The organism is Mongoliibacter sp., from assembly GCF_007692705.1.
In the GTDB taxonomy this organism is placed as follows: Bacteria; Bacteroidota; Bacteroidia; order Cytophagales; family Cyclobacteriaceae; genus Mongoliibacter.
In genome coordinates, this window is the sequence record NZ_REBN01000158.1 from 1 (window position 1) to 16,029 (window position 16,029).

The 16,029-nt window shown below is 36.5% G+C and carries 19 protein-coding genes and 1 tRNA gene; 8 read left to right on the forward strand and 12 right to left on the reverse strand.

The annotated features are described in order from the left end of the window. Positions 1-686, reverse strand: a 686-nt coding sequence (locus EA341_RS09975) for a phosphoenolpyruvate carboxykinase (ATP) (RefSeq protein ID WP_293013622.1), incomplete at its 3' end; no start/stop codon positions are given. A gap of 287 nt (positions 687-973) precedes the next feature. On the opposite strand from EA341_RS09975, the gene EA341_RS09980 reads away from it, so the two are divergent. After that, positions 974-2,557 (forward strand): peptide MFS transporter, encoded by a 1,584-nt coding sequence (locus tag EA341_RS09980; protein WP_293013625.1) that lies wholly within the window; start codon positions 974-976, stop codon positions 2,555-2,557. A 22-nt stretch (positions 2,558-2,579) separates the two neighbouring features. On the opposite strand, the gene EA341_RS09985 is transcribed toward EA341_RS09980, so the two are convergent. From EA341_RS09985 to EA341_RS10010, 6 genes are all read right to left on the reverse strand, one after another. Beyond that, a complete protein-coding gene (locus tag EA341_RS09985) occupies positions 2,580-2,723 on the reverse strand; it encodes a hypothetical protein (protein WP_293013628.1) in 144 nt (47 codons plus the stop codon). 122 nt (positions 2,724-2,845) lie between these two features. Next, on the reverse strand, positions 2,846-3,055 hold the full coding sequence (locus EA341_RS09990) for a hypothetical protein (protein WP_293013632.1): 210 nt from the start codon (positions 3,053-3,055) through the stop codon (positions 2,846-2,848). Between the two features lie 83 nt (positions 3,056-3,138). Continuing rightward, positions 3,139-3,612, reverse strand: coding sequence for a hypothetical protein (locus tag EA341_RS09995; protein ID WP_293013635.1), 474 nt, complete (start codon positions 3,610-3,612; stop codon positions 3,139-3,141). Positions 3,613-3,864: 252 nt separating this feature from the next. Continuing rightward, positions 3,865-4,221, reverse strand: coding sequence for a response regulator (locus EA341_RS10000; protein WP_293013638.1), 357 nt, complete (start codon positions 4,219-4,221; stop codon positions 3,865-3,867). Between the two features lie 106 nt (positions 4,222-4,327). Next, positions 4,328-4,642: a DUF962 domain-containing protein gene (locus tag EA341_RS10005; RefSeq protein ID WP_293013641.1), complete on the reverse strand. Its 315-nt coding sequence runs from the start codon at positions 4,640-4,642 to the stop codon at positions 4,328-4,330. A 16-nt stretch (positions 4,643-4,658) separates the two neighbouring features. Then, on the reverse strand, positions 4,659-5,225 hold the full coding sequence (locus EA341_RS10010; RefSeq protein WP_293013644.1) for a DUF4136 domain-containing protein: 567 nt from the start codon (positions 5,223-5,225) through the stop codon (positions 4,659-4,661). A gap of 152 nt (positions 5,226-5,377) precedes the next feature. On the opposite strand from EA341_RS10010, the gene EA341_RS10015 reads away from it, so the two are divergent. Next, positions 5,378-6,265, forward strand: coding sequence for a DUF3078 domain-containing protein (locus tag EA341_RS10015; protein ID WP_293013672.1), 888 nt, complete (start codon positions 5,378-5,380; stop codon positions 6,263-6,265). 197 nt (positions 6,266-6,462) lie between these two features. Here the strand turns inward: EA341_RS10015 and EA341_RS10020 are convergent, their stop codons facing one another. The 4 genes from EA341_RS10020 to sucC all read right to left on the reverse strand — a co-directional run bounded on the left by EA341_RS10020 (position 6,463) and on the right by sucC (position 9,788). Then, the gene (locus EA341_RS10020; RefSeq protein WP_293013647.1) at positions 6,463-7,299 is read right to left on the reverse strand and encodes a universal stress protein; all 837 of its coding nucleotides are present in this window, start codon (positions 7,297-7,299) and stop codon (positions 6,463-6,465) included. A 366-nt stretch (positions 7,300-7,665) separates the two neighbouring features. Then, on the reverse strand, positions 7,666-7,917 hold the full coding sequence (locus EA341_RS10025) for a hypothetical protein (RefSeq protein ID WP_293013650.1): 252 nt from the start codon (positions 7,915-7,917) through the stop codon (positions 7,666-7,668). A gap of 553 nt (positions 7,918-8,470) precedes the next feature. Further along, positions 8,471-8,544: transfer RNA gene (locus tag EA341_RS10030), tRNA-Arg, on the reverse strand. A gap of 32 nt (positions 8,545-8,576) precedes the next feature. Further along, complete coding sequence (gene sucC / locus EA341_RS10035; protein ID WP_293013653.1) at positions 8,577-9,788, reverse strand: ADP-forming succinate--CoA ligase subunit beta; 1,212 nt, start codon at positions 9,786-9,788, stop codon at positions 8,577-8,579. 140 nt (positions 9,789-9,928) lie between these two features. On the opposite strand from sucC, the gene EA341_RS10040 reads away from it, so the two are divergent. Continuing rightward, entirely contained in the window at positions 9,929-10,597 is a 669-nt protein-coding gene (locus EA341_RS10040) for an ABC transporter ATP-binding protein (RefSeq protein ID WP_293013656.1), read from the forward strand. An 80-nt stretch (positions 10,598-10,677) separates the two neighbouring features. On the opposite strand, the gene EA341_RS10045 is transcribed toward EA341_RS10040, so the two are convergent. Further along, positions 10,678-11,124, reverse strand: coding sequence for a peroxiredoxin (locus EA341_RS10045; protein ID WP_293013658.1), 447 nt, complete (start codon positions 11,122-11,124; stop codon positions 10,678-10,680). 175 nt (positions 11,125-11,299) lie between these two features. Between EA341_RS10045 and EA341_RS10050 the strand changes: the two genes are divergently transcribed. The 5 genes from EA341_RS10050 to EA341_RS10070 form a co-directional block, all read left to right on the forward strand. Continuing rightward, a complete protein-coding gene (locus EA341_RS10050; RefSeq protein ID WP_293013675.1) occupies positions 11,300-12,100 on the forward strand; it encodes a DMT family transporter in 801 nt (266 codons plus the stop codon). A 101-nt stretch (positions 12,101-12,201) separates the two neighbouring features. Beyond that, positions 12,202-13,680, forward strand: a complete 1,479-nt coding sequence (locus EA341_RS10055) for a nicotinate phosphoribosyltransferase (protein ID WP_293013660.1) — start codon at positions 12,202-12,204, stop codon at positions 13,678-13,680. Next, complete coding sequence (locus EA341_RS10060; protein ID WP_293013663.1) at positions 13,670-14,593, forward strand: ribose-phosphate diphosphokinase; 924 nt, start codon at positions 13,670-13,672, stop codon at positions 14,591-14,593. The genes EA341_RS10055 and EA341_RS10060 overlap by 11 nt, the downstream gene beginning before the upstream one ends. A gap of 10 nt (positions 14,594-14,603) precedes the next feature. Beyond that, entirely contained in the window at positions 14,604-15,215 is a 612-nt protein-coding gene (gene pncA / locus EA341_RS10065) for a bifunctional nicotinamidase/pyrazinamidase (protein ID WP_293013666.1), read from the forward strand. Between the two features lie 93 nt (positions 15,216-15,308). Continuing rightward, a partial coding sequence (locus tag EA341_RS10070) for a DUF2490 domain-containing protein (RefSeq protein ID WP_293013669.1) occupies positions 15,309-16,029 on the forward strand: 721 nt, incomplete at its 3' end.

The window sequence follows — 16,029 nt, forward strand, 5'->3', positions numbered from 1 at the left end:
ACATTGGCAGAACAATGCATAGACAGCACATTGTGCTTATGGGGCAGTAAAAAGTTTAGTACAGAAAAAATTCCTTTTTTCATTTCTCCTGCATAGGCTGTACCACCTATCAAAAGGATTCTTTTACTTAGGTTTATTATTGCAAAGTTTTCTTGACGGGTACCATCTTGACTGGGATCAGACTTAAATTCAGGTGCACAAATTATAGTGAATTCATTCTCAAAATTTTCTAATTCATTTTGCGATGGTCTCAAAAACATGTTATAGCAAAACATATTGTGCCATGCCAAGGTGTTGATCACTCTTATATTAAGACGGTATTTATGATCAGCACCAGCATAGGCATCACGTACATAAAGGTTTTTGTCCTTTAAATGATTTACCATCTTTTTATAAAGTTGATCAAATTTAGCTTCAGCTATTGGAATGTTGATATCACCCCACCAAATGGAATCTTCCGTAAGTTGGTCCTTGACAATGAAACGGTCTTTAGGAGAGCGACCGGTAAATTCACCAGTGTCGGCCATCAAGGCACCTGTATCGGTCAGGACACCTTCTTGATTTTTGATGGCATGTTCTACCAATTGAGCGGGTTGAAGGTTCCAAAAAACTTGTTTTGAGGTTTCAATCCCTAAATCTGATAAGCTTTTGGGCATAGCTTGGATTTCGAGTTCTCGTGTACTCATGAGGTTAATTTTAAGATCTAAAGTTATGCTTTCAAAGATAGCTCATTAAATTATAATAAAAATAATAAAAGCCCTTTTTTAAGCTTTTCAATCGATTACGGAGTGTAATTTTGGTAAATAGATATAGTAGTATCACGAAGTAAATAAATAAAAAATAAAATGCCCTTTAGGAGAAGTTTGACAGTCTAAAACATCCGAATTTTTGTCCTTTCATAGAATAGTAGATTTCAAAAATTTGAGTTATCATTGTAGCCGATGAAAATTTTGATTTAACTAATTCGACTATTTTGGAAAATAAATTTGGAAAGGTTCCGGCAGATGGCAACTTAGAGTTATTCCCTGGCCCAACTATTTTTGGTCACCCCAAAGGCTTAATGACTTTGTTTTTTACAGAAATGTGGGAAAGGTTCAGTTACTATGGAATGAGGGCATTACTCATTTTATTTATGACTACAGCTGTGATAGATGGTGGACTTGGGTTTGATGATAGGACATCAGGGGCCATCTATGGTCTTTACACTATGGGGGTTTATTTGCTTGCCTTGCCTGGAGGCTGGTTTGCAGATAGATTGTTCGGTTTGAAAAAAACAGTATGGTATGGCGGAATTATCATTGCTTTTGGCCACTTCACAATGGCACTCCCTGGTATCTTTAGTTTATTTCAAGAAACTGTTGAAAAAAGTACTTTAAGTAGTTTGGATACGAATTCCTTTTATTTGGGGTTGATCTTAATTGTCATAGGTACAGGACTATTAAAGCCAAATATCAGTTCGATTGTAGGTCAGCTTTATCCTGATGGAAGCTCTAAAAGGGATGCTGGTTTTTCAATTTTTTATATGGGTATTAACCTAGGTGCTTTCATAGCCCCTTTGGCATGCTCTACTGTTGCAGTATATGACTGGCATTTTGGGTTTGGCTTAGCTGGACTGGGTATGGTTATAGGTTTGATACAATACAAAATGTCATTAGGGACCCTAGAAGGAAAAGGAGAACTCCTACCTCCTCAAGGTGAGGCTGAAGAAAGGAAATTAAAGACAATGAAGATGGGAGGTCTTGCATTTACTGCTTCCTTATTCTTTTTAGTTGCTATAGTTTTCACAGGTATCATAGAAATTGATGCCTTTGGAATTGCAAGCTTATCGTACAAAATTATAGGTGTAATTACAGTGTTGTATTTTGGTTATGTATTTGCTTATGGCGGACTAAATGCTGACGAAAAGAAGAAAACCGGTGCCATTGTAATTGTGATTTTGTTCTCTGCTTTATTTTGGTCTGGTTTTGAACAAGCCGGAAGCACCCTAAACCTTTTTGCCGAAAGATTTACAGATAGGTCTTTTTTGGGTTGGGAAATTCCCACCGGATATTTCCAATCCATCAACTCCATGTTTATCATTATTTTTGCACCATTTTTCGGCGCCATGTGGGTTTGGTTGGGAAGAAGAAATCTTGAACCCAGCTCACCTGCCAAATTTGCTTTTGGTCTAATATTGCTGGGACTAGGCTTTTTGGTGATGTATTTTGCTGCTAAAATAGCTGCTTCTGGAGAACTTGCCGCTCCGACTTGGCTTGTCTTCACTTACATGCTTCACACTTTTGGTGAATTGAGCTTAAGTCCCGTTGGATTGAGCTTGACTACTAAATTAGCCCCTAAAAAATTTCAAGGTCAAATGATGGGCATGTGGTTTATCTCCGTTGCTTTAGGTAATCTTTTTGCCGGGTTGATCTCAGGAGAGGTAAGTGGTGGAACAGAGGATGCATTAGCAGAAATGCCAAGCCAGTATTTCCTGATCGTTTCAATAGCTGTAGGTGCCGGTGTTGTATTACTTTTAATCAGTAAGCCAATTAGAAAATTGATGGGGAATGTACATTAAAAAAAAAGAGGTCAATTGACCTCTATTGCTTTTCTTTTGGTTCTTTGGTATTTCTAAGATCAATTGCGCTGATCCCTGCACCAAGTCCAATCAAAATACAAACGATAAGTATAAATGTTTGGGCACCGGATGCTATAGGGGCGCTGAAAATTTCTAGTAAAGTCATATTATAAGTGGATTAGTTCTTTAAATTTTTCGAAATATACGTGAGATCATTTTGGCTTCAAAATGAAAACATAAAAAGCAGGCCAAATAATAACCTGCTTTCCAATTTTGGATTTTAATCAATCAATCATCAAGATCATCTTCGAGGTCGTCGTCGTCGAAATCATCATCAAATTCGTCATCAAGATCATCCTCATCAAAGTCTATGATATTGTCATCTAAAAACTCTGAATCTTCATCAAGGTCATAGACCTCGTCTTGAAATTCCTCAGCAAATTCATCATCATCCTCTGAGTCATCAAACTCATCAAAATCGTCTTCGAAATCATCCATAACGTAATCAATTTATTTGTTCAAATATATCAAAAGGTTTGTTTTACGCTAATACAGTAGTGATTTATTTTTTGTTTTCTTTTTTATGCAAAAGTTTTCGATCTTTTTTTATCAGGTATGGTAATCTGGATGTTTTGTGAGTACTCCTCTTCTAGCATATTACACCAAGTTTCCATATAGAGTATGACATCCTCCTTTTTATTTTTTTTCATTTTGATTCTTCTTTCAAAGGGGATTTGTTGTAGAACTTTTTGGTCAGACAATCTTTCCAAATGTTTGAGTTCATCAATATTAAGCCCTGCATCAATCATTTTTTGAATCATCAGATCCATAGGGTAGCCGCTTGTAGGGCAGTAATCGATTAATTGGTCATTCCAGTCTCCTGATTTTTGCATTGCATATTGGTGAATCTCTGCTTTACTAAGCTTGGTTAATTCCTGAGCAAGGTTTCCACAATTGCATGCTCCCATATGACCCCATTGATATGGAGCGTCGTTTTTTAATTTTTTTATGGTTTTTCTAAATGCCTCGATCAGATGTTCGCTTGGTTTTGCCATATATGGTTAAGTTTTATTATTCCAATTTACTCATAACTGAATCATTAACGGTAGTAAAGATCCTACTTTCGACAAAAAATCAAAATTATAATAAATTGATTTTTCTGTAAGAAGTAACCTGACTATTTCCCTTTAATACAGAATGATATTGTAAACTGGAGGGATTATAAATAATCAATTTCAAAATGATAACCCGCTAGTATCATTTCTTGTTTCTATTTTTTTAAAAAAATAAAATGCAAAAAAAAACCATCAGTTGAAGATGGTTTTGATGTATTTTTTTATCAAAGGTTTCGAGAGGTATTTTTTTACCAAGGAGTAATTTCGGGCTTTATTTATATCTCTTTCGTCTACTGAACTGCTAAGAATATATACTTCAGGAGAAGATTCAATTGGTTCAAACTCTTCAAGAAAATCCCATCCAGTCATTTCTGGCATATTGAGGTCTAAAAATAAATAATTTGGTTGGATGTTATCCATTTCTTTAAGTGCATTTACAGCATTATCATACTTGAATATCTGATAAGGGAATCTGATATTTTTAGAAATAAGCTTTTCTGTCACGAAAGTGCTTATCGGATCATCATCAATGAGAACTATTTTTACCATCAACATACAAAATTATCAGTTCGAAATACAAATTTGTTAATACAAAAATAACAAAATGTTTTTTATATCCAATGGTCTAATAACGTTTTTTAGTATTTAAAAGTATTTATTTAGGGTTGAAAGTTTGTTTTCCACTCAATAAATCGAAAAAAAGCTTGAAATCTGACACCAAACTATAAAATGGATATTGAAATGTTGCTGGCTTATTTTTTTCAAAGAAGAAGTGCCCAACCCACGCAAATCCATATCCTACAACAGGAATCAACAGTAATAACAGATAATTGCCACTAAACAGTGCGTAGCCCAATATCAGGAAAAGTAAGGCGGTTCCTACAAAGTGTAATTTCCTACAGGTTGGGTTAAGGTGCTCTGATAGGTAATAGGGATAAAACTCTTCCAATGAATTAAATCTTTTTTCCATTGTTTTCGGGATTATGTTATTTGATATTTATATGTTCAATATAAGTTTTTACAACTTGTTCTACTGATTTTTTTACTTTTCTCCGTTTTTCTTTTTGAGAATTTACTTCCGAAACAGCGGTAAGCCTCATCAACATTTTATCATTCTTAGGATCAACAAAATCCACTATTAATTGAAGTAGTTCATAATTTTTGGTGCTTATCGGAGGTTGATTCATAAATCTTGGATCATACATCCATGGATCCCAAACCCTGAATCCCCACATAGGCATCCTATTATTGACTATTTCTTTTTGCCTGGGATCTTCATTAGAAGTGTACCTCAATATGATCTCAGGTTGTTTTGGATCGTACACCAAGCCTTTTTCTACTAGAAGAAATTCAAGACCATCAGCAACAACAGCATCAAGATAGGGGTCATTAAAACCCTTTTGTCCATATTCTTTATTCAAGATGGCGAAGGTGCTATACTTTTTATACGGAGCAAATTCGGTCTTTTCCTTAAAAATTTCAATAGAACTACAACTGCTGATAGAAAAAAGCAAAAACACTAAAACGATATATAAGGAGAAATTTTTATTCATTTTATCGGGTGAAATGTTGTTTAGCGAAAGAATTTAACTGAATTAAGCAAAATTCTGAATACTATTTTTTTTTATACTAATAAGTTAACGTTTTTCAGTTTGTTTAGATTAATTATTTACTTTGAAAAATTATAGAACTTAAATTATATATGATGAAAAAGGTTTTACTATTATGTTTTTGTTTGGTGTACGGTATGCAGATTTTTGCTCAGGACTTGGATACAGAAGATGTACAGGACACTACCTATTGGGATTCAGGTCTAAGTTTTGGATTAAATTTTAACCAAGCTTCTTTTAGTGGCAACTGGAAAGCGGGAGGTGTTAACTCGGTGGCTTTTGGTTCAATATTGACTGGAAAAGCCAATTATGCAAAAGATAAATGGTCATGGGACAATCAACTTGAAATGATTTTTGGGGTAGTCAAAAATGAAGGACAGGAATTGCGTAAGTCTAATGACAGGATATTCTTTGACTCTAAAATAGGGTATAAGATCAGTGATAAGTGGAATTATTTTGGTGCAGTCAATTTTATATCACAATTCGCCGATGGATTCGATTTTGGTGGTGATGAACCAGTATTGATTTCCAGTTTCTTTGCGCCAGCATTTCTTACTACTGCAATTGGAGCGGAATACAAACCAAATGAAGAGTTTGCCTTGAGGATTGCTCCAATATCACCGCGATTGACATTCGTGAATAATACGAGTATTGCAGAAAATGTACCTGAGAATTATGGTGTCCCTATTGGTAGTAGGATCCGTACAGAATGGCTTGCAGCTCAAATTTTCATGACGTACAATAAGGAAATCACGGAGAATCTAGCCATTAATACCAGGTACCAACTTTTTGCGAATTATGAAACCCTTGCATTTAATACAATTGACCATAGATTGGACATTACGGTGATAGCTAAAATCACAGAATTTGTAGATGTTACTTTTACGAGTATCAATGTATATGATATAGATATGGATCCAGGAATTCAATATAGCCAGGCATTGGCATTAGGAATATTGTATAAAGTGGGCAACAAAAAATAGGTGTACACACACCTTTTTTGTAAAAAATTTTGAATATTATTTTTAAGTGCTATTTTTGTTCTAATTGTGGTAGTTAAATAATAGTTGGTTTAGTTTTCATATAAAGAGCAGGAGAGTTTCTTCTGCTTTTTTATTATAAAAAAAGCAACTCCATTTTGAAGTTGCTTTAATACCATAGAATCTCACTTTCTTACAAACTATTTTTTAGATTTCCGGATACTAATTACTGGTAATTCTGACATGGCAATCAAGTTCTCGGTTATACTAGGGGAGAAGTATTGCATCAAATCAGATTTACCGAAGGTAATAACCGCTATACCATCTGCATCTAGCTTTTCCGCGAATTGCAGAATTCCTCTTTCTTCTTTGAAAGCATCAATAATAGTGATGTCGTAATTGTAATTCCCAAACTCATTCAAGTACGATTGACCTACTGAAAGAATGTCATTCGTTTCCATGAAATAGGTTGGTGTATTTACAAAGAGGATATGCAATTTTGCTCCTAGTTCTTCTGCCAGTTTTTCAATCTGAGAAAAGGAGGATCCTGTTTCTTCTTTGAAATTGGTGGCAAATATTAGGTTTTTGACAGCTGTCTTTACATTGTCTTCTTTTACCACTATTACAGGTATTTCTGCTCTTCTAAGTACACTGTAAGTGTTTGTACCCAGCATGTGTTCTTTGAAGCCATATTGTCCATGAGAACCCATTACTACGATATCTATCTTTTCAGATTCTATAAACTTTTGAATCTTTTCATTTCCACTATTGAAGACCAGGAGTTTGGTTGCTTTGACACCGGATTTTTCAGCCATTTCCAATAAGGTATTCAATTCCTTTTTTGCTTTTGAAATATTTTCCTTTGTTTCAGGAAACAGGTTTTCCTGCTCTTTGGTCAATTTAGACCAGTTAACCGGTGTGATGATGATATGGAGAAAGACCAATTCTGCTTTGATCTGCTTGGCTAATTCCATTCCATATGTTTCAGCTGTTTTTGCACATGCTGAAAAGTCGGTGGGGATCAGTATTTTTTTCATGGTTTTCATATTTGTGGTTACACTTATTACCTGTAAAGGTAGCGACAGGTGAATGTTAAAATCATGCTGGAAATCAGAGGAAAACATGATTAAAATCAAAGAATCTTATAATCTATTACGTATTTTTACAATTTTAAGAAATGGATTTGAGTTATTTTCAATGAATGAAACCACTCCACAATCGCGGCATAGTCATATTCACGGCTCCCGAGGACACGGAGCTATCGATATTCAATTACCCCGAAAAAATCCCCGTCAAAAAAGGCGACCAGGTCATCTTCCAAATCCGATATTCCAAGCCGAGCAGGATTATTTCGCATAGGGGTCTGAATTGAAAAGCCAGCTTAGGAGCTGGCTTTTTCGATATTAATTTTTTAAAAATGGATTTTTATGAATATCCCCAATCTTTATACTGGATACTTGCTTAGATATTCGATATGTATCAATTTGATATATTTCAATTTCTTTAAGTGGTTTTAGTTTTTCCTCCAGTATTTTTCCTAGGTTTTGAATTTTCTTGGTTTGTTCTTCAAAATGATTAATTGCTTGACCAATTAACTCATCACATTTGTCTAAATGATCAAACCGAATTTGCGGGTTCATTTTCAAGTTTTTCATATTATTTTTCTTTATCATAGCTCTAAGATACTTCAAAATAATTGTAATACAAATTGTCTTTTTATAGAATAAAATTACTTATTAGGAATAAATAAGCATGTTTAACCAAAAGTTTAAACAAAAATAAAAATTAAATTTTGATTTGAATTTTTGTTTTTTTCAACTCTATTATATACTTATTCACCGCATTTTCACCCCCATCATCCAGCGTTTTGATGGTAATGATCACCAGCTCCTTGAGTCTACGTCCTTTAGAAAGCCTCTCGAATGGCAGCTTCTGATGCGTGAAGACTATACGCTGTATTTTCGATTCTATCCGTTTCCGGATATCCTCCAATTCTTCTCCGCCCGGATGACCAGTCGGAAAGGCTTCAGCTTTGCTCTGCCTATCTCATTATCATTTTACAAGGCTATAATCCTCGCTTTTTTCACAAATCTGAAATCTAAGATTTTAATTCCCTGGAAAACCTTTTCAAGGCGTTGGCTGCCGTGGCTTTCTATTTTCACCAAATTTTAAACAAAAAAAATCCACCTGAAATTTCAGGGGGATTTGTGCACTCGGAAGGATTCGAACCCTCAACCCTCAGAGCCGAAATCTGATATTCTATCCAGTTGAACTACGAGTGCGGAAACTAAGGAAAATTTCCTTAGTCTGATATTTATGAAATTGCGGCCCTTACTTTCTCAGCAGCTTCCTTTAGGGTAATCGCTGAAGATACTTTAAGACCTGACTCATCTATGATTTTAGCGCCTTCCTCAGCATTGGTACCTTGAAGTCTAACAATAATCGGAACAGGAATGTCTCCGATTGATTTGTAAGCTTCAACTACACCATTGGCGATCCTGTCACACCTTACGATTCCACCAAAAACATTGATCAAAATCGCTTTTACATTTGGATCCTGTAGGATAATTCTAAATCCAGCTTCAACCGTAGTTGCATTGGCACCGCCACCCACGTCAAGGAAGTTGGCAGGTTCACCACCAGATAATTTAATCATATCCATAGTAGCCATTGCCAATCCAGCTCCGTTTACCATACAGCCTACATTTCCATCCAATTTAACGTAGTTAAGATCGGATTTTGCAGCTTCTACCTCCAAAGGATCCTCTTCCGCCAAATCTCTTAACTCAGCCAGGTCTTTGTGTCTGTAAAGAGCATTGTCATCAATGTTAACCTTAGCATCCACTGCGAGGATTTTATCGTCAGATGTCTTTAGAACCGGATTGATTTCAAATTGCGAAGCATCGGATCCTACGTATGCATTGTGCAGGGCGGTGATAAATTTCACCATCTCTTTGAATGCGTTACCTTCCAATCCAAGCTTAAATGCCACTTTTCTGGCTTGGAATCCCTGAAGACCAACTTTAGGGTCTACCCATTCCTTGATGATTTTTTCAGGTGTTTTTTCTGCAACTTCTTCTATGTCCATTCCTCCCTCAGTAGAAGCCATGATGACGTTGCATCCCTTTGCTCTATCCAAAAGTATAGACAAGTAATATTCTTTTGGTTCTGATGCACCTGGATAATACACATCCTGAGCGATCAAAACTTTATTTACCTTTTTTCCTTCTTCACCTGTTTGAATGGTGACCAAGGTTCCACCAAGGATGTTTTTGGCTTTTTCTGATACCTCATCAAGAGATTTTGCAAGGACCACACCGTTTGATCCGGTTTCCTTTACTTTACCTTTCCCACGTCCACCTGCGTGGATTTGGGCTTTGATTACGTACCAGGAAGTTCCTGTTTCTGCATTAAGTTTCTTTGCGGCTTTTAGTGAAGTTTCCGGGCTATCGGCAACGATGCCTTCCTGAATCTTCACTCCATAGCTTTTCAAAAGTTCTTTAGCTTGATATTCGTGTATGTTCATCCTTGTGAAAATTTTTGCCCGAAGTTAAGCCCTTCATATTGATTTTTCAAATTAAGCTATGCTCTTTTTGGGAAATAAATGGCATTTTTGAAGCGTCTTGTCTAAGTTTATAATTCTCATTACTCCATTAAAATTATTATATGTTAAAAGCAAAGGGTGTTCAAAAATTTTACGGTGAATTGCAGGTACTAAAAGGGGTAGATGTAGAAATTGCTGATAATGAAGTTGTTTCGATAGTGGGAGCCTCAGGCGCAGGCAAAAGTACTTTACTCCATATCTTAGGTACTTTAGACCGATCGGACTCAGGTGATGTGTGGATTGGGGATACACATGTAACAAAATTGAAAGGAGATAAACTTGCTGATTTTAGAAACAGCCAGATCGGATTTATTTTTCAATTCCATAACCTCTTACCTGAATTTACCGCTGAAGAAAATATTCTGATTCCTGGATTGATTGCCGGTAAACCTGAATCAGAACTTAGAAAAAGAGCTTTGGAGCTTGCTGAAATGCTGGGATTCCAATCTAGATTGGGACATAAGCCATCTGAACTTTCGGGAGGAGAACAGCAAAGGGTAGCAGTAGCCCGCGCCCTAATCAATAATCCCAGAATAGTTTTTGCAGATGAACCAAGCGGTAACCTAGACTCGAATAATGCCCAGGCATTGCATGAGCTCTTTTTTACCTTAAGAGAAAAATTTGGCCAATCTTTCGTCATCGTCACCCACAATCAAGAATTGGCACAAATGGCTGATAGAACCCTTACCATGCAGGATGGAAAGATTCTTTCCGATGTGAAGAAAGTGTGATCATGTTTTTTCTTTCTAAGTTCTCATTTATATACATCCCACTGTAATGAAAAAAAATGTATTCAGTAGGGAGTTCTTTCCTATTGGATTTGCTTCAACATTTCTTCCACGTGTGCCTTTGATTCGAACATGTCAGAATATACACCGGCAATTTTATGCTCCTTATCCAGAAAATAGGTGATTCGCTTAGGCATTTTAACAATCGGTATCAACGCATCGTAGGCCTTACATACCCTTCCATCCAAATCACTCAATAAATCAAAAGGAAGGTCGTATTCAGCTTTGAACCTCAAATGCGTTTTGATATCGTCTCTGCTGATTCCAAAAATAGGGATATCCAATTTCCTGAATGCTGCAAATTGGTCCCTGAAATCACAGGCTTCTTTACTGCAAACTTTCGTGAAATCTTTTGGATAAAAGTAAATGATACATGATTTCCCTTTACAATCTTCACTTAGTGTAAATTTACTCCCTGATGTTGAAGATAAGGTGAAATCCGGTGCTTTTATTCCTTTTTTAAGAGCCATATGTTTTAATTTTTCGGCATGAATTTATAAATACAATGACTATTAAAGCAATTGTATTGCGGAAAGTTTGAATACGACTTAAATAGATTAGAATAATTGAACCCTAAGTGAATAAAATTCCTTACCCATAGAGAAAAAAAACCAGAGCATTTTGATCAATAAAAGTATTCAGCACATGCTGTTGGCAGGGTTTCTATTTTCCCTGATGAATGTCGCAGTCAAATTGGTATCTCACATACCTGCCATAGAGATAATTTTGTTCCGATCAGCTTTTAGCCTGGTTTTTACTTATTTGCTTCTCAAGCAAAAAAAAGTACCTGTATTGGGCCACAACAAGAAATTGCTGATCATGAGAGGAATAGTAGGGTCAGTTGGTTTGATAGCTTTTTTTTATACACTCCAGCGAATTCCTTTGGCCAGTGCTGTAACGCTAAACTACCTGGCTCCGGTTTTCACTGCTATTATGGGAATATTTATAGTCAAGGAAAAAGTAAGGGCAAGACAATTCTTTTACTTCGGAATATCTTTCATAGGTGTTTTGATCATTGAAGGCTTTGATCCCCGTATTTCAATAATAGATCTTTCCATAGCCTTAGTGGCTTCTTTGGCGATGGGGCTAGCTTACAACATTATCAGAAAGCTGAATACTACCGAACATCCTCTTGTCATTATGATTTATTTTCCGATGATCACATTACCTATAGCTGCCATCATCAGTTCAATAATCTGGGTGCAGCCTAGTGGCTGGGATTGGGTCATTTTGTTGGCTGTAGGTATATTGACACAGTTTGCACAATATTTTCTAACACTGGCATACCAAAATGCCCAAGTCGCCAAGATTTCAAGTCTGAGCTATCTGAGTATCATTTATGCCTTGGCATTTGGGCTTTTAATATTTGGCGAAACTTACAACCTGATGACATATATAGGAATGTCTTTCGTATTGGTGGGGGTTGTGTTCAATATCAGGAAATAGGGTTTTTATGGTAGAACTTTATTTTGATGGTTCAAATCAAGTTTTAAAATTCCCGCTTTTATTGATGCAAAAGCTTATTTTTGAGTTTTACTTATACCTGTATGAAAATCACAAAGGATTTATACCAAAGTTCACTTGCTCTTTTGACAGACTTTTACCAATTGACCATGGCTTATGCTTATTGGAAGTCCGGGAAAGCGGAACAAGAAGCTGTCTTCAATTTATTTTTCAGGAAAAACCCATTTCAGGGAGGTTATACTATAGCTGCAGGACTGGATTATATAGTTGATTTCTGTAGAAATTTCAGTTTTGATGAAGCTGACCTAGAGTATTTGGGTGATATGAAAAATGAGGATGGTTCTCCAACTTTTCAAAAGGAATTCATTGATTATTTGAGGAATCTGGAATTTTCTTGTGATGTAGATGCAGTAGAAGAAGGAACAGTAGTATTTCCAAATATTCCAATTGTAAAGGTTAAGGGGCCTTTGATACAGTGTCAATTACTGGAAACACCTTTACTCAATATTATCAACTTCCAAACCTTAATAGCTACCAAAGCCTCTAGAATTACGGAAGCAGCCAAAGGACAGTCAGTATTGGAATTTGGGTTAAGAAGGGCCCAGGGAATTGATGGGGCACTTGCCGCAAGTCGTGCCTCTTATATTGGCGGTTGTTCAGCTACCAGTAATGTTATGGCTGGAAAACTCTTTGATATACCAGTTTCAGGCACACACGCACACAGTTGGATCATGTCTTTTGATTCAGAACTGGAAGCTTTTCATGCCTATGCCTCAGCTTTTCCGGATAAATGTGTGTTTCTAGTGGATACCTATGACACGATCAATGGTATCAAAAATGCAATAGCTGTTGGGAAATCACTTCGGGAAAAAGGTAAAGAAATGGTTGGAATCCGGATCGATTCAGGTGATTTGGCTTATTACAGTACGGTGGCCAGGGAAATGCTTGATGAAGCTGGCTTTCCCAATGCAGTGATAGTGGCTTCAAATGATCTCGACGAACAGATTATTACCTCTCTTAAAATTCAGGAAGCGCATATTAATGTTTGGGGGGTAGGGACTAAACTAGTAACGGCTTATGATCAGCCCGCCTTAGGCGCAGTCTACAAGCTAGCGGCGATAAAACAGGAATCAGGAATATGGGAACCTAAAGTTAAAGTGTCACAACAGTCCATTAAAATCAATATTCCCGGTGTCCATGAGGTAGTTCGGTTTATAAGAAATGGAAAAGCGTTAGCAGACATGATTTACCTTTCAGAAAACTCTGTAGAGAAAAACAATTATACCATCATTGATCCAAATGACCCAACAAAAAGAAAAAAGATCCAGGTAAATGGACTTGAAAGAGAATACCTTTTGAAACCTATATTTAAAAATGGAGAGAAAGTCTACACTAGGCCAGATATTCATCAAATCAGGGAAAATGCCAAAAGAAATTTGACCCTTTTCGATAAGGCTCATAAAAGGTTGATCAACCCACATATTTATCCTGTAGGCTTGGAACAAGACCTCTATACCCTAAGGACTGACCTGGTATTGAAGATGAAAAACTATGACGCATAATAAGAAGATTATATTCAACATTCCCGAATACCAATACTTACAGGATGAAATCATCCAATTGGGAGATTATGAAAAAGGTGAAATAGAGGTACGTCTTTTTCCTGACGGCGAAAGGTATCAGCGTATTTTGACGCCCGTCAATGGTAAGGATGTAGTGCTGATCGGTGGTACCATTTCTGATAGCGATACATTGGAAATCTATGATTTGGCCTATGCCTTGATCAAATATGGAGCAAGATCCATACAACTTATATTTCCCTATTTTGGTTATTCTACAATGGAAAGGGCAGTGAAAGATGGAGAAGTAGTAACTGCCAAATCTAGGGCCGTTATGTTTTCCTCTTTGCCAAGAACAAGTCTTGGAAATTACTTTATATTTTTTGACTTGCATTCAGAGGGGATACCACATTATTTCGAAGGGCAGGCATTGATTCATCATGTATACTGTAAACCAATAATTATTGAAGCGGCTCGTAATCTGGCAGATGAAGGCTTCGTGATGGCCTGTACTGACGCTGGAAGGGCCAAATGGGTAGAGTCTTTGGCAAATGAAATGGGCGTAAATGCAGCTTTCGTATTCAAAAGAAGGGTGTCTGGAGACAAAACGGAGGTTACTAGTATTTCTGCTGATGTAGCAGGAAAAGACGTGGTCATTTATGATGATATGGTTCGTACGGGTGGCTCCTTGATAAGTGCGGCAAAAGCTTACAAGAATGCTGGTGCGAAAGACATTTATACTATTACCACACACGGTCTATTTACAAATGATGCCTTGAAGAAGATTGAAGACTCTGGAGTGATCAAAAAAGTAGTAGCTACCAACACCCATCCAAACAGTATCAAATTGAACTCAGATTTTCTCCAAATAAAAAGTATTGCACCACTAATCATCCAAGAAATCGGAAAAGAATAAAGTAAAGATTATGAAAGCACTGATTATAGTAGACGTACAAAATGACTTTCTTCCAGGCGGAGCACTTGCTGTAAAAGATGGCAACCTTATCATTCCAATTATCAATAAACTTCAAAAGAAATTCGCCTTTATTGTGGCTACTCAGGATTGGCATCCAGGTAATCATGGGAGTTTCGCTGCCAATCACCCAGGCCTTGAAGCCGGTGAATTTGTTCAATTGAATGGAGTCAAACAGATTCTCTGGCCAATCCATTGTGTGCAGGAAAGTAAAGGGGCTGAATTTCATCCAGAACTGGAAAGAAAGAATTGGACTAAAATTTTTCAAAAAGGTACAAACCCCTTGGTAGATTCATACAGTGGCTTTTTTGACAACAACAAGAATGGAGATACAGGTTTGTCTGATTTTCTGAAGTCAGAAGGGGTAAGGGAAATATATATTTGTGGATTGGCTGCCGATTACTGTGTTAAGTTTACTGTTTTAGACGGCATTGATGAAGGTTTTACAACTTACCTCATAACTGATGCAACCAAAGCGGTCAATCTTAAGGAAGGTGATTTTCAAAAAGCTTTGGAGGACATGGAAGATAATGGGGCTATTTTAATTGATTCGTCCTCTATTTAGATTTTGACTTTGTAACAAATGCTACTAACTATCACCTGAACTATTTGATAATTTTGTACCAATTACTTTAGCATTTTAATTATCAGTTGGTATATGAAGATCAAATTGTTCCTTCTACTTCTTTGTAGTTGGTATTTGCCCAGTGTTTTAAAAGCCCAAAATACCCGGATAATTGATGAAAATATCATCAGTTGGAATGCTCTTTTTATAAATTACAAACTAACTGAAAAGTGGGGAGTCCACGGGGAATTTCAGTTAAGAAGGTCTGATTTTTTAAATAATCCACAGCAAAATCTTTTTAGAGCCGGACTTGAAACCAAAATACATGAGCAGGTATTGCTCAGAATTGGAGGTGCTTATGCCGATACATATCCATACGGAAAAGTACCTTTACAAGCCTCAGCCAGGCTATTTCCTGAATATCGGGTTTTTCAAATGATTCAGATAAACAATCCATTGGGTAGAGTAAACCTAACCCATAGGTTTATACTTGAACAGAGATGGATCGGCAGCTTTATAAATACCGCAAGTCCTAAGACAGATAACTATACTTATCTGAATCGGGCGAGGTATATGGCAAGGGTAGAATATGCTTTCAAAAATATTTACAGAGGAAAATCAGTGCCTTTTATCGCTGGATACGATGAGATCATGATTGGCTTTGGAAAAAATATTGGGCAGAATATATTTGACCAAAACCGATTGGGAATTTTGATAGGCTTAGATCTTCAAAAGAGAATAAGAGCTGAAGCCGGGTTCATTTCACAAAGTTTACTTTTTGGCCGCTTATTAGATGATAAACAGGTAATTCAAA